Origin of the sequence: Azospirillum doebereinerae (genome assembly GCF_003989665.1) — a bacterium.
GTDB lineage: Bacteria > Pseudomonadota > Alphaproteobacteria > Azospirillales > Azospirillaceae > Azospirillum > Azospirillum doebereinerae.
On sequence record NZ_RZIJ01000016.1, the window covers coordinates 25,199 to 39,627 of the forward strand.

Below are 14,429 nucleotides of genomic sequence, written 5' to 3' on the forward strand. Positions count from 1 at the left end.
CACCGACGTAACCGACGTTCGAGGAGACCTCCATGTCGAAGCGCGCTGCCGGCCTTGCCGCCGTGGCCGTTGTTGCTCTGCTGCCCTTCGCCGCCACCGCCCAGACGGCCAAGCCGGCCTACAAGGACGTCGCGAAGACCTACGCCGACATCGCCCACGCCGCCTACGAGGACGCCGCCAACGGCGCCAAGGTTCTGAAGACCGCCATCGACGCGCTGGTCAAGAACCCGACCGAGGAAAACCTCGCCAAGGCCCGCACCGCGTGGCTGAACGCCCGCGTGCCCTACATGCAGACCGAGGCCTTCCGCTTCGGCAACCCGATCGTCGACGCCTGGGAAGGCAAGGTCAACGCCTGGCCGCTCGACGAGGGCCTGATCGACTACGTCGACGAGGGCTACGGCGGCGGCGAGAGCAACCCCTACGCCAAGGCCAACGTCATCGCCAACGCGAAGATCACCGCCGGCGGCAAGACGATCAACGCCACCAAGATCACCAAGGAACTGTTGGCCGACAAGCTGCACGAGGCCGGGAAGGTCGAGGCGAACGTCGCCACCGGCTACCACGCGGTGGAATTCCTGCTGTGGGGCCAGGACCTGCACGGCACGGGTCCGGGTGCCGGCGAGCGCAAGGCGACCGACTACGCCAAGGGCAAGGACTGCACCAACGGCCATTGCGACCGCCGCGCGCAGTACCTGACCGTCGCCAGCCAGATGCTGGTCGAGGATCTGGGCGAGATGGTCGCCGACTGGGGTCCCAAGGGCAAGGCCCGCGCCTCCATCGCCAAGGCCAAGGACGAGGAGGGCATCGCCCGCATGCTGACCGGGCTGGGCTCGCTCAGCTACGGCGAGCTGGCCGGCGAGCGCATGAAGCTCGGCCTGATGCTGCACGATCCGGAAGAGGAGCACGACTGCTTCTCCGACAACACGCACAACTCGCACTACTACGACCAGGTCGGCATGGTGAACGTCTATGGCGGCACCTACAAGCGGACCGACGGCAAGGTGGTGACGGGCGCGTCGCTGTCGCAGCTGGTCGCGGCCAAGTCGGCCGACGCCGACGCCAAGGTCAAGCAGGCGATGGGCGTGACCACCGCCGCGATGCAGGCGATCAAGGACACCGCCGACAGCCACAAGATGGCCTACGACCAGATGATCGGCGCCGACAACGCCGAGGGCAACAAGCTGGTCGCCGACGCGGTCGAGGGTCTGGTCGGCCAGAAGAAGGCGCTGGAAGGCGCCGTCGCGGCGCTCGGCGTGTCGGTCGAGGTCAAGGGCTCCGACAGCCTCGACGATCCGTCCAAGGTGGCCAAGTAAGCTCCGGCCATAGGGTCCGGTCCCGCGCTTCGCGCCGGGACGCCCCTTCTTCCCTTCCGGGCCGAACGGCCGCGACGGGCGGGACCGGACCCTGTCTTCTGCTCTATCGTTTGTTTCTTCGGACGCCCGCCATGCCCGCTTTCCTCGCCCCCCGCCTGTCCCGCCGCACCCTCCTGCGCGCCGGGGGGACGGTTCTGGCGGCGGCGGCGGTGGCGGGCGGACGCAGCCTCGCCGCCGCGAGCACCGACTTGGTCGAGGTCGAGCTGCTCGCCAAGCCGCGTCTCCAGCGCATCCTGCCGGAGCCAGCGGCCCCCTCGCCCCTGATCACCTACGCCGAGCGCTTCCCCGGCCCGGTCATCCGCCTGCGCAAGGGGCAGCGGCTGCGCGCCACGCTGGTCAACGGGCTGGACGAGCACACCTCGATCCACTGGCACGGCATCCGCCTGCCCAACGCCGAGGACGGCGTCCCCTTCCTGACGCAAGCCGTGACCCGGCCCGGCGAGCGCCACACCTACGAATTCACGCCGCCCGATTCCGGCTCCTTCTTCTTCCACCCTCATTGCAACACGGTGGAGCTGCTGGGGCGCGGCTTGGCCGGCGCCCTGATCGTCGAGGAGGAGGGCGGGCCGAAGTTCGACGCCGACCTCGTCTGCATGGTCAAGGACTGGATCCTCGACAAGGCGACCGGCGCCTTCGGGGAGTTCACCAGCGACCGGGGCGCGTCGCGCGCCGGTACCTTCGGCACCGTTTCCACCGTCAACGGCGAGATCGACCCGGTGATCGACGTGCCGGCCAACGGCGACGTCCGCGCCCGGCTCTACAACGTCGACAGCAGCCGCGTGATCGACCTGCGGGTCGAGGGGACCGAAAACGGCGGCGGCGCCTGGATCATCGCGGTGGACGGCAACCCGCTGCCGCCCCGCCCGCTCGACGGCTGGCCGATGGCCCCGGCGATGCGGCTCGACGTGGTGTTCCGCGCGCCGAAGGAGGCCGGCAAGACGCTGCGCCTGACCAACGTCTATTCCGCCGAACCGAAGCCGCTGGCCACCTTCCGCGCCACCGGTCCGGCGCTGCCGAATAAACGCTTCGCCCCGCGCGCCTTGCCGGCCGCCGACATTCCCGAACCGGATCTGAAAACGGCGCAGGTCGTCCCCATGGCCTTCTCGGCCGCCGCCGCGCCGCAGGTCTTCGACAGCGCCCTGCTGACGACGCTGCCCGAGGCCGACGCGCGCTGTCTGGCGGCGAAGACCTTCTGGGCGATCAACCAGCAGAGCTGGCCGGAGGGCGGGCACGAACGGCTGCCGCCGCCCCTCGTCACGCTGGACAAGGGCCGCAGCTACGTCTTCGAGCTGGCCAACCTGACGCCCCATCTGCACCCGATCCACATCCACGGCTACACCTTCAAGGTGCTGTCCTCGGACGGGCGCAAGGTGGTGCCGCACCACGCCGACACGGTGCTGCTGGAGCCCAAGGAGCGGCTGCGCGTCGCCATCAAGGCCGACAACCCCGGCGACTGGATGTTCCACTGCCACATCATCGAGCATCAGGACACCGGCATGATGGGGTATATCCGCGTTGCCTGACACCGCTTCGAAGCGCCGTCCCCTCCTCGCCACCGCCGCCCTGCTGCTGGCGCTGGTTCCCGCCGGTGCCGCGTTCGCCGCCGACAGCCTGGACAGCCGCATCGGCGAGGGGCTGTTCCGCCGCATGTGGGTCGCCGCCCCCACCGCCACCCAGGCGGCGGACGGGCTGGGGCCGCTCTACAACGCGCGCTCCTGCGCCACCTGCCACCCCAGGGGCGGTGGCGGGCGCCCGCCCGACCCAGCCTCCGAGGGCGACCAGGGCGTCGGCTTCGCCCTGAAGCTGAGCGGCGACCCGGTCTACGGCCGGCAGATCCAGTCCAACGCCATCCTTGGCCAAGTCATCGAGGGGCGCCCGACCGTCGCGTACCGCGAGGAGACCGTCCGCTTTCCCGACGGCGAGACGGTCCGCCTGCGCCGCCCGACGCATGGGGTGAAAGATCTGGGCTACGGCCCACTCGCCGAGGCGACGGCGCTGTCGGCTCGCGTCTCCCCCCGTGTCCACGGCATGGGGCTGCTCGACCTGATCCCCGAGGCCGAGCTCCAGGCCGAGGCCGACCGCCAGTCCCGCGACGGCGTGGTCGCCGGCCGGCCCAACCGCGTGCCCATGGACGGCGTTCCCCGGATCGGCCGCTTCGGCTGGAAGGCCACCCACCCGACCCTCGCCCAGCAGGACGCCGAAGCCTTCAGCCTCGACATCGGCATGTCCACCCCCGACTACCGCGAGCCGTGGGGCGACTGCACCCCGGCCCAGACCGCCTGCCGCGAGGCGCATCACGGCGATTCCAAGCAGTTCGAGGGGCTGGAGATTCCCTCCACCGTCATCGGGCTGATCGACGCCTACCTGCGCACCCTGCCGCCCGACGGCAGCCTGGAGGCGCCGAAGGACAAGGCCGGTGGCGCGCTGTTCGCCGCCACCGGCTGCGCCGCCTGCCACCGCCCGTCCTACACGACGGGCGCGGATCCGGCGCACCCGACGCTGTCGAAGCAGGTGATCTTCCCGCACAGCGACCTGCTGCTGCACGACATGGGCGACGGTCTGGCCGACGAGGTGCCGATGGGCGAGGCGCGCGGGCGCGACTGGCGCACGACGCCGCTGTGGGGGCTGAATCGCCTCGCCAAGGACGACGGCCGCCTGTCGCTGCTGCACGACGGCCGCGCCCGCAGCGTGACCGAGGCGATCCTGTGGCACGGCGGCGAGGCGGAAAAAGCCCGCAAGAATTTCATGGATTTGCCGCGCGACGCGCGGAAACGTCTGGTGCGCTACGTGCTGGGTTTGTAAAGAAGGGAAAGGGCAAAGGCGTATGGGCGCTGAAATGCCCTTCTCCCCTTGCGGGAGAAGGGTTGGGATGAGGGGTGTTCCGCCGAAGGCGGAAAGGAGACTTGCGACCCCTCACCCCAACCCCTCTCCCACAAGGGGAGAGGGACCAAGCCAGCCCCACGCCTTCACGCGACGGCTTTGCCCCCGGCCCGCCGAACGGCAACGAGGATGAAACGATGCGACGCCGCGTCCTGCTTGGTCTGATGTCCGCCGCCGCCGCCGTGGCGGCCCTGCTGCCGTCGCGTTCGGCGCGGGCCGCGCGCGAGGCGTCCAGGGACACCGCCTTCCTGGTCGGCATGACCCGCACCCACGCCCTGCCCCGCTTCGAGGCCTTCGCCACGGCGGCCACGGCCTACGCCGAGCGGCTCGACCGCTTCGCCGCCTCCCCCGACGCCGCCGGGCTGGAGGAGAGCCGCGCCGCCCACCGCGCCGTGACCGACGCCTGGGCCAGCGTGCAGCATTTGCGCCCCGGCCCGCTGACCATGGATCTGCGCGCCGACCGCATCTCCTTCTGGCCCGAGCGGCCGGGCGTGGTCCAGCGCCAGATCGCCCAGATCCTGCGCGACCGCAACCCGAAGCTTCTGGAGCCGGGCGCGCTCGCCCGCCAGAGCGCCGCCGTGCAGGGGCTGACGGTGCTGGAGCGCCTGCTGTTCGACGAGAACGTCACCGCCGACGCCTTCACCGGCGACGACGCCAAGCGCTTCCGTGGCGCCCTGGCCGTGGCCGCCGCCCGCAACCTCGCCGCCATGGCCGCCGATTCGCGCGACGGCTGGAAGGCGCTCGAGGGGCCGCTGGCCGCCGGGGAGCCGACCATCCTCGGCCCGACCCCGGCGGAAGCGGTCAACACGCTGTTCGCCTCCGCGATCACCGCCATGCAGATCGTCGTCGACCAGAAGCTGATGGCCCCGCTCGGCACCGGCGTGACCGAGGCCAAGCCGGCGGTGGTCGAGGCGCTGCGCAGCGGCCGCTCCGTGCGCAACATCGTCCTCAACCTGGAAGCGATGCGGGCGCTGATGCTGGGCGAGGCCGACGGCCCCGGCTTCGCGTCGCTGCTGCCCGCCAACGCGGACGGCGCCACCGCCCGCCAAGCCCTCGACGAGAGCTTCGCCGCCGCCATCGGCGCGGCGGCGGCGATCCCGGCCCCGCTGAACGTCGCGGTCGCCGACCCGGCGCTGCACAAGAAGGCGGACGGCGCGCTGCGCCTGATCAAGGCGGCGCGGGTCGAGATGCTGGGCACGCTGGCCCCGCTGCTGGAGATCACGCTGGGCTTCAACGAGTTGGACGGGGACTGAGGCCATGACGCTGAACCGCCGGAACATCATGGGCCTGCTGGGCGGCGGGGCACTCGGCAGCGGCCTGCTCGACGCCTTTTCCGGCCTCGCCCGCGCGCTGGGCGCCGGGGGCAAACCAGTCTATCTCAACGCCTACGCCACCGCCGGGGCAACGCCGGACTTCGGCGTCGCCGGGCTCGGCGAGGCCGGCGCGGTGCTGTTCACCACGCCGACGCCGGGCCGCGCCCACGCCATCGAGCCGCACCCGACCCGCGCCGAGGCCGTCGCCTTCGCCCGCCGGCCGGGCCGCTGGTTCATGCCGCTGTCGCTGACGGACGGCGCGCCGGGCGCGGTGGTGAAGGCACCGGACGACCGCCGCTTCACCGGCCACGGGGTGTTCTCCGCCGACGGGGCGCTGCTCTACGTCGCCGAGGATGACGTGCCGAACGAGGTCGGCGCCATCGGCGTCTACGACGCCAACGACGGCTACCGCCGGCTGGGCGCCCTGCCGACGCACGGGCTGGGGCCGCACGAACTGCTGCTGATGGCGGACGGCGCGGTGCTGGCCGTCGCCAACGGCGGCGTCATCACCCATCCCGACACCGGCCGCGCCAAGCTGAACCTCGACGAGATGGACAGCAGCCTGACCTATGTCGAGGCGGCGACCGGCCGGCTGATCGACAAGGCCCGGCTGCCGGCGGAGCATTCCAACCTCGGCATGCGCCACATCGCCCTGCTCGACGACGGCGCCATCGCGTTCGGCGTGCAGGACGAGCGCCCGAACGGCGAACTCCAGCCGCTGACCGGCACCCACAAGCCGGGCGGACCGGCCCCACGCCTGTTCGACGCCCCGGAAGACCTGCTGATCACCCTGGACGGCTACATCGGCAGCGTCGCCTCGGACGGGAAGGTGCTCGCCGCCAGTTCGCCCAAGGGCGGGCTGATCGCGCTGTGGGACGGGGCGAGCGGCGACTGGCTCGGCTCCACCAAGCTGCCCGACGGCTGCGGTCTGGCCGCCGGCAGGGAGGGCTTCGTCGCCACCAGCGGCCTCGGCGTGATCGAGACGCTGTCGGCCAGGGACGCGGCAGCGGCGGCCGAGCGGCGCACCCCGGCCTACCGCTGGGACAACCACCTGACGCGGGTCTGACGGCTCTTTCCTCCATCGACGGAGCGGCCGGCGGCGGGGCAGACCCGCGCCGGGCGCGGATTGAACGACGCCGGGCGGACTCCTACCCTCTCAAGGGCAAGGCCAACCGCCCTCCCGACGCCCCCCGACGATGGACAAGCCCATGATTCCCTTTTCCGTTCTCGACCTCAGCCCGATCGTCCAGGGGGCGACGGCGGCGGATTCCTTCCGCAACACGCTGGACCTCGCCCAGCACGCCGAGGCCTGGGGGTACAAGCGCTACTGGCTGGCCGAGCACCACAACATGCCGGGCATCGCCAGCGCCGCCACCGCCGTGGTCATCGGCCACGTCGCCGCCGGGACCAAGACCATCCGCGTCGGCTCGGGCGGAATCATGCTGCCCAACCACGCCCCGCTGGTGATCGCCGAGCAGTTCGGCACGCTGGCCTCGCTGTTCCCCGGCCGCATCGACCTCGGCCTCGGCCGGGCGCCGGGAACCGACATGATGACCGCCCGCGCCCTGCGCCGCGACCGCAGCGACAACGGCGACCGCTTCCCGCAGGATGTCGTCGAACTCCAGATGTATTTCGAGGAGCCCGAGCCCAACCAGCCGATCCGCGCCGTGCCGGGCGCCGGGCTGTTGGTGCCGATCTGGCTGCTCGGCTCCAGCCTGTTCAGCGCGCAGTTGGCGGCGATGATGGGCCTGCCCTTCGCCTTCGCCTCGCATTTCGCGCCGGACATGCTGATGGAGGCCTTCGCCATCTACCGCGCCCGCTTCGAGCCCTCGGCGGCGCTCGACCGCCCGCACGCGATGGTCGCGGTCAACCTGTTCGCCGCCGACACCGAGACCGAGGCGCGGCGGCTGTTCAGCTCCGCCCAGCAGCAGTTCGCCAACCTGCGGCGCGGCACGCCGGGACCGCTGCCGGCCCCGATTGACGATATCAACACCTTCTGGCGGCCGGGCGAGCAGGCCATGGTGGAGCGCGCGCTCGCGGTGTCCGCCGTGGGGACGCCCGACATGGTGGAGTCCCGGCTGCGCGAGGTCATCCGCGCCACCCAGCCCGACGAGGTGATCCTCGCCGGCCAGATCTTCGACCACGCCGCCCGCCTGCGCTCGTTCCAGATCGGGGCGGAGGTGCGGGACCGGTTGGGGAGCGTTGCCTAGCGGGGTCTTTCCCCCCTCCCCCGCCCAGCGCAGGAGGGGGCAAGCGGCGTGACCTCTTACGCCCCGGTGACCTTTCGGCAACGCCGCTTGAGCAGCGCCAGGGCACCCGCCGCCTGTTCGCCTTCCAGCGTGAACAGGCGGTCGTCCAGCAGACGGCCTTCCGAATCGTAGGCGCGGACGTGCAAGCCGGCGACCGTGTCGGCCACCGTCGCGTCGATCACGCCGTCGGCGGTCTCGTTGCTGGCGATGTCGAGGAAATCCGCCACCTCGTCCAGCTCACCGTCGGCCTGCCACGCCTCGTCCGCCGTGAAGTCCAGCAGATCGGTCAGCCCGCCGATCGGCTCGCAGCGCCGCACGCGCGGGTCGGCCGCGCGCACCGCGTCGGAGAAGGCGGCCATCGCCTCCTTGATCCGCAGTTCCTCCGCCGGGTCGATCTCCGGCTCCTCGGCCTGCGGCAGGCCGAAGTTCAGCGGGTCGGGGATCGCCTCGGCCGAGGCGGCGCTGGCGTCATCGCTCTCCTCGACCAGCCCGACCACGGCGACGAAGCGCGGGCCGGGGGTGTCCTCGGCGGGCAGGACGGGGGCCAGCAGGTCCTGCTTGCGCACGAAGTCGGCGGCCTCGTCGGTCGAGGCCAGCAGGCGGTGCAGCAGGGTGCGGCGGTCGGCGGCCTCCAGATAGGCCAGCGGCTCCGGGTCCAGCCACAGCGGCAGCAGGCGGGTGTCGGCGGCGTTCTCCAGCAGGCCCGACGAGTCGAGCGCGCGCTCGATGGCCTCGGCCGGCGGGGCCTCGGTCAGATCGCCCTCGACCTCCACGGCCAGCCAGAACAGCGTCACCGTCGACGGGTCGCCGTAGCTGTCGGTGCGCTGGAGCGTCTCGGAGAAGGCGTCGACCTCGTCGATGAAGGCGTAGGATTCGTCCTCGCGCAGCTTGGCGATGGCGGCCTCGATCACCGGCTGGCGGCCGGAATCGAGCACCTCGTCCAGCAGCACGCCGAAGCGCTGGTCGTTGCTGCGCCACAACCTGATCAGCCGGTCGGCCGGCGTGCCCGTGAAGGAGCCGCCTTTTCCGCCGCTGCCGTTCGCCCCGTCGTTCCGCTTCGCCATGATGCCCGTCCCCAACGCTCGTTCGCGGCGACCATAGGAGCGGCGCGGCGCGCTGTCGACCGTCCTCTTGGGGGGAGGCCCGCGGATCTCCCCGGAAGAATTGACACACCCGCCGGGCGCCGCGACCGGCTTTTATGGAGGGGCGGGAAAACCGGGAGCGCGAAGGGCGGGGATGGACGGGGGAGAGGACGGCAAGGGGCTGGACACGCTGCTGCTCGCGGCGGAGACGCTGCCGCACGACGGGGCGGATTCGTGGGAGCTCGACCTGTTTCGGATCGCGTTGCGCATCGCCCGCTCCACCGAGGCGGCGGTCGATCTCAAGCGCGCCGACCTCGCCTTCAAGGCGCTGCCCGACCGGCTGCGGCTGCCGCTGGCCGAACGCGCCGCCCAGTTGGCCCGGCGCGAGGCGGAACGGGCGGCCGGGCGGGAAGGGGCCAAGGGCGCGTCCGGCCTGCTGCGGCGCCTGGGCCGCCGCGCCGCGCCCGGCAGCGGCAGCACCGCGAAGGAACGGCTGCTGCGCGAATTGAGCCTGGATCGCCTCTCCGATTCGTAATCCCACCACCTCCACCTTGGGCGAAGGTCACAGCGCCGACGGTTTACGGGCCGGCGTGGATGTGCAATCGTCCCCCCTCCAAATTGAGTGGGTTCGTGGGAAGAGAATGAGGGCTCCCGTGCGTCGCGTGAAGCCGTTGCTGGCCTGTGCCGTTTTGTCCGCCATCCTGTCCGCCTGCGCCAGCGGCGGCAGCGGGCCGCGCAGCGTGTCCCAGGCCGAGATCGACGCGCATGTCGCGGAGGCCTCCAAGCGTTTCGACATGCCGGAGCTGTGGATCCGCGAGGTCATCCGCCAGGAGAGCGGCGGGCGCACCACCATGAACGGGCGCCCCATCGTCAGCAAGGCCGGCGCCATGGGGCTGATGCAGGTGATGCCGGCCACCTACGACGAGATGCGGCGCAAGCACGACCTCGGCTCCGACCCCTACGATCCGCACGACAACATCGTCGCCGGCACCGCCTATCTGCGCGAGATGTACAACCTGTTCGGCGCGCCGGGGTTCCTCGGCGCCTACAACTGCGGGCCGGGCTGCTACGGCGACTATCTGGCCGGCAAGCGCAGCCTGCCCGGCGAGACCAAGCGCTACATCGCCTCGGTCGGCCCGCGCCTGAACCGCACCCCGTCGCCGACCGGCACCGACATCGTGCTGGTCAGCGCCACGGAAGCGGCGCCCTATTCGGCTCCGCCAGCGGCCGCCGCGCCCTCCTACACGCCGCCGGCGTACACCCCGCCGCCGTACACGCCGCCCGCCTACACCCCGCCGGCCGCGCGCCAGCCGGTCACCGTCGCGGCCCTGCCGTCGCCGATCGCCACCCAGTCCGGTCCGGTCCGGGTGGTGGCGCCCGACAGCACGCCGCCCGACGTGCGGGTCTCGCCGCCGGCCCCGTCGATGGGCGGAAGCTCCGGCGGCGGGGTGTGGACGGTTCAGCTCGGCGCCTTCAAGTCGGCCGAGGACAGCACGCGGGTGATCGACCGCGCCCGCCGCTCGCTGCCCGGCGCGCTGTCGCGCACCCAGAAGATCGTCCAGTCGGTGGACACCCAGACGGGGCCGCTCTACCGCGCCCGCCTGACCGGCCTGTCGCAGCAGGACGCCGCCACCGCGTGCAGCGGTCTGGTCGGGCTCGGGATGGCGTGCTTCGTGGTGGCGCCGGGGGCGTGAGGATCGGCGTGGGGACGGGCTATCCGTTGTCCCGGAAGCCCGGATACAGCGTCATTCCGCCATCCACCGTCAGGGTGGCGCCGACCAGATAGTCGGCCATGTCCGAGGCCAGGAACAGCGCCGCCCGCGCCACGTCCACCGGGTCGCCGACGCGGCCGTAGGGGATCAGCTTCAGCAGGCGCTCGCCCGCCTCGCCGCTCGTCGCCTTCTCGTTGATGGGGGTGCGGATGGCGCCGGGGGCCAGGGCGTTGACCCGGATGCGCTCGCCCGCCACCTCCTGGGCGAGGCTGCGCATCAGCAGGGAGATGCCGCCCTTGGAGGCGGCGTAGTTGGCGTGGCCGGCCCAGGGGATGGTCTCGTGCACCGAGCTCATGCACAGGATCTTGCCGATGGCCCGCGACACGCCCCGGTCGCCCTGCAGGCGGAAGCGGCGCACCGCCGCGCGGGCGCACAGGAACTGGCCGGTCAGGTTGACGTCCAGCACCGTCTTCCAGTCGGTCAGGCTCATCTCGGCGAAGGCCGAATCCTTCTGCAGGCCGGAGTTGGCGACCAGGATGTCCACCGCGCCGTAGGCGTCGACGGCGCGCGCGAACAGCCGGTCCACCGCGCCCTCGTCCGACACGTCGCCGCCGACGGCGACGGCCTGACCGCCGGCGCTCTCGATGGAGCGGACCAGCTCCTCGGCCCGCTCCGCGCCGGAGTGGTAGTTGACGACGACCTTGGCCCCGGCCTCGGCGTAGAGCCGGGCGATGGCCTCGCCCAAGCCGGAGCTGGCGCCGGTGACCAGCGCCACCTGCCCGTCGAGCCTGCATTCCATCGCCTGTGTCCCCCGTCCCGGTTTCCCAAGAGAAGACGGCGGCGGGGGGTGAAGGTTCCGGCGGCTACGCCGACAGGTCCGCCGTGATCGCGTAGACGCCGGTGTCCCAGCGGGCGATGGTGGTGTCGAAACCGCCGCTGCCGCCCAGCACGTCGAAGGACTGGCTGGTGTGGTGGATCAGATCCTCCACCCGGTAATGACCGTCCTTCAGGCTCAGTTCGACATGGGTGGCGACCGCCTTGCGCGCGGCGGTGTCGTCGAAATCGACGCGGTCCGACGCCACCACGATCAGCCGGTCGCTCTGGTCGTAGAAGCCATAGCCGGTGATCTGCGCGTCCGGGTCCTTGTCGGTGAAGCTCAAGGGATGGCGGTAGCCGATGGCCTCGTCCCCCACCAGCACCGGGGCCGTGGCCTTCAGGGCGTTGATCTCGGCGTCGGTGAACAGGTCCTTCCCGTTGTAGCTCCGCTGCGGGATGATCCAGGCGCTGGGGGCGCTGGCCGCCGTGACGCTGGGCAGCGCCGCGTCGCTGACGTAGGTGCCGAAGGGAACGCCGGCATCGTGCAGCCTGGTGATCGGGGTCAGCAACTCGCCCAGATAAGCGTTGCCGATGTCATTGCCGGTCGGCTCCAGCGCGTTCATCGCCCGCTCGGCGTTGACGCTGTAGTAGAGCGCCGGCCCGAAGGAGCGCGTCGGCACGATGTCGCGCAGCAGGCTCAGCCAGCTCTCCTCGACCTGCCCCCAGTCGTGGTAGCTGCGCGACCAGGATTCCGCCGCGCGGCGGATGCCGCCGTCGGCGTCCATGATGTTGGTCCAGCCGCTTTGCAGCCAGGTCTGCTCCAGCCGGCCCCAACCCAGTTCGTCGCGGGCGGCGGTGCCGGCGACGCCGGCGTAGAGGCTGTCCACCGCGCCCCAATAGTCGTTCTCCGACGAGGACAGCATGTGGCCGTAATGGCCCTCCGGCGCGCGGGCGGCGTGGAGGCCCAGCATCGCCTGCTCGTAGGAGGCCGGGGCCTGCTTGTGCTGCATCTCGAAGCGTTCGAGCGTCTGCACGTTGAACAGGATGTCCTTGAGGTTCATCGTCTCGCCCAGCACCCGCACGTCCACCCCGGCGTATTCGCGCATCGCGGCCGGCGTGAAGGAGACCTGGGTGGACAGCCACGCCGGCTTCCCCGTGTGCTTGACGATGGCTTCGTCCAGCGCCTTCCAGCCATAGGCCCAGCCGTCCACGAAGTAGTCGAGGTATTCGGTCGGGTGGTTGGCTCGGATGTCCGCCGCCTGCTGGACCAGGGTGGAGCCGGCCACCGTGATCCCGCTCTTGGCCGAGAATTCGGCGATCATCCGCGTGTTGAAAGAGTTCATCACGCCGGAATGCGGGCTGCCGTCGTAGAAATCGGCGAACTCGAAGCCGCGCGTTCCGGTGTGGGCGGCGAGCCGGCCCAGCTTGTCGGCCAGCCAGTCGGCGTAATGCGCGGTGCCGCCGGTCCAGCCGGCCGGCGCGTCGGCCGCGTCCAGCGGCATCAAGGGACTGACGTACCCCCAGCCGTAAGGATCGGCGGCGGTGGCGTGGTGGATGGCGCCCTGCGCGTCGCGGCCGAGATACTGCGGGTGGGCCTGCACCCAGGCCACCCAGGCCTTGTGCCCGGCCAGATTGGCGAATTGGCCGCCCGGCAGCGAATACTCCATGGTGTCTTCCCACGACTGCAGGCCGATGACCGGCAGCACGCCGGCCGCTTCGTGCGAGGCCGCGAGTTCGCGCGTCTCCTTCATGTGCGCGGCGCTGGCGTAGTCGGGGACGGACTCCCAGAACAGATGCTGGGGCGCCAGCCCGCGGTCGGCGCCCCAGGAGATGGTCGAGACCTCGCCGGCCAGCGGCGGCCGGTCGGAGCTGACGTTGCCTGTGTTGCCGCGGTCGGGCTTGGGCGCGGCGGGGAGCGCCGCCACCGGGGCGGCGAAGATCTCACGGGCGACGGCGAAGCCCAGCGTGCCGTTCCACCACAGGCCCGTCTGGCCGGCGACCACGTCGCGGCCGTCCAGCGCGCCCTTGTCGTAGGTGACGGTGGGGGCGGTGGCCTGGATCACCGTGCCGTTGACGGCGATGGAGCCGACGTGGAGGCTGCGGTCCTGCCCGTTGACGACGCCGTCGTTGTCGTACTGGATCTGGATCCTGTGGGCCTGGGTCGGATCGACGTCCACCTTGAAGGCGTAAGCAGCGGAACCGGTCGTCGCGACCTTGGCCTCGCCCACCGCCTTGCCGTCGATCAGCAGCTTGAAATGCGGCGGCACGCCGCCGGCGCTGGTGCCCCAGGCGTTGACCACGATGTCGGTGGAACGGGTCGCGATCGGGGCCGGGGCGGGGAACAGCGTCGCCGGCAGCGCGACGTTCAGCGCGCCGCCCCAATACAGCGCCTCCTGACCCTTGACCACGTCCTTGCCGTCCACCGCGCCCTTGTCGTAGCGGACCGAGGCGTCGGTGGCCGCGATGGTCTGGCCGTTGACGGTGACGGAGCGGACGAAGAGGTTGCGGTCCTCGCCGTTCTTCTGCCCGTCGTTGTCATAGACCAGTTGCAGGCTGTGCGCGGTGTCCGGGGCCACCAGGGCGGTGACGCTGTAGCGCCCGGCCGTGGCGGAGGCGACGGTCGCCTGTCCGATGGTGGTTCCGTCCAGCTTCAGCGCCAGATGCGGCCAGACGCCGCCCGCCGCCTGTCCCCAGGCATCGACCACAAAGGTCACCTGGATCGGGCGGCTTTGATTCGTTGTCATTTTGTTAATCCTTGCAACGGCCCTTCATCGAACAATTTTTCAAAAACCGAGATGAAGCCGTCATGTTCTTTCGCCGAGCGGCTTTTGACATTCATTTGTGATGATCACATATGATAAAGATGGGATATGATTTTGACTCTTCTTTGACTCTTCTTTTTGAAACCGATATTGGATTTTGCGTTTTCTTGGAACACGGAAGCGGTCGCACGCCGTCGTCGGGTGTACGTCGGATGGACTCCGCCTCCGCCCGTTCGTCCGGT

11 protein-coding genes are annotated in these 14,429 nt (G+C 71.0%); 8 read left to right on the forward strand and 3 right to left on the reverse strand.

The features are described from left to right. Positions 1 to 32: 32 nt before the first annotated feature. The 6 genes from EJ913_RS19085 to EJ913_RS19115 all read left to right on the forward strand — a co-directional run bounded on the left by EJ913_RS19085 (position 33) and on the right by EJ913_RS19115 (position 7,776). Complete coding sequence (locus EJ913_RS19085) at positions 33 to 1,313, forward strand: imelysin family protein (protein WP_127000789.1); 1,281 nt, start codon at positions 33 to 35, stop codon at positions 1,311 to 1,313. A gap of 131 nt (positions 1,314 to 1,444) precedes the next feature. Further along, complete coding sequence (locus EJ913_RS19090) at positions 1,445 to 2,896, forward strand: multicopper oxidase family protein (protein WP_127000791.1); 1,452 nt, start codon at positions 1,445 to 1,447, stop codon at positions 2,894 to 2,896. Next, on the forward strand, positions 2,889 to 4,175 hold the full coding sequence (locus tag EJ913_RS19095; protein WP_238520130.1) for a di-heme oxidoredictase family protein: 1,287 nt from the start codon (positions 2,889 to 2,891) through the stop codon (positions 4,173 to 4,175). The genes EJ913_RS19090 and EJ913_RS19095 overlap by 8 nt, the downstream gene beginning before the upstream one ends. Positions 4,176 to 4,390: 215 nt before the next feature. Then, positions 4,391 to 5,506 (forward strand): imelysin family protein, encoded by a 1,116-nt coding sequence (locus EJ913_RS19105; RefSeq protein WP_238520129.1) that lies wholly within the window; start codon positions 4,391 to 4,393, stop codon positions 5,504 to 5,506. A gap of 4 nt (positions 5,507 to 5,510) precedes the next feature. Further along, positions 5,511 to 6,632 carry a DUF1513 domain-containing protein gene (locus tag EJ913_RS19110; RefSeq protein WP_127000797.1) on the forward strand — a complete coding sequence of 374 codons (1,122 nt, stop codon included), beginning with the start codon at positions 5,511 to 5,513 and terminating at the stop codon, positions 6,630 to 6,632. A gap of 142 nt (positions 6,633 to 6,774) precedes the next feature. After that, entirely contained in the window at positions 6,775 to 7,776 is a 1,002-nt protein-coding gene (locus EJ913_RS19115; protein ID WP_127000799.1) for an LLM class flavin-dependent oxidoreductase, read from the forward strand. Positions 7,777 to 7,832: 56 nt separating this feature from the next. Here EJ913_RS19115 and EJ913_RS19120 read toward each other — a convergent pair whose 3' ends face one another. Continuing rightward, a complete protein-coding gene (locus tag EJ913_RS19120; RefSeq protein ID WP_127000801.1) occupies positions 7,833 to 8,879 on the reverse strand; it encodes a hypothetical protein in 1,047 nt (348 codons plus the stop codon). A gap of 172 nt (positions 8,880 to 9,051) precedes the next feature. Here EJ913_RS19120 and EJ913_RS19125 point away from each other — a divergent pair, with 172 nt between their 5' ends. Both EJ913_RS19125 and EJ913_RS19130 read left to right on the forward strand, forming a co-directional pair. Continuing rightward, positions 9,052 to 9,432: a hypothetical protein gene (locus tag EJ913_RS19125; RefSeq protein WP_127000803.1), complete on the forward strand. Its 381-nt coding sequence runs from the start codon at positions 9,052 to 9,054 to the stop codon at positions 9,430 to 9,432. Between the two features lie 118 nt (positions 9,433 to 9,550). Continuing rightward, the gene (locus EJ913_RS19130) at positions 9,551 to 10,591 is read left to right on the forward strand and encodes a lytic transglycosylase domain-containing protein (protein ID WP_238520125.1); all 1,041 of its coding nucleotides are present in this window, start codon (positions 9,551 to 9,553) and stop codon (positions 10,589 to 10,591) included. Positions 10,592 to 10,610: 19 nt separating this feature from the next. Here the strand turns inward: EJ913_RS19130 and EJ913_RS19135 are convergent, their stop codons facing one another. After that, entirely contained in the window at positions 10,611 to 11,408 is a 798-nt protein-coding gene (locus EJ913_RS19135) for a glucose 1-dehydrogenase (RefSeq protein WP_127000807.1), read from the reverse strand. Between the two features lie 64 nt (positions 11,409 to 11,472). Next, positions 11,473 to 14,169 (reverse strand): carbohydrate-binding domain-containing protein, encoded by a 2,697-nt coding sequence (locus EJ913_RS19140; RefSeq protein ID WP_127000809.1) that lies wholly within the window; start codon positions 14,167 to 14,169, stop codon positions 11,473 to 11,475. Positions 14,170 to 14,429 lie beyond the last annotated feature (260 nt).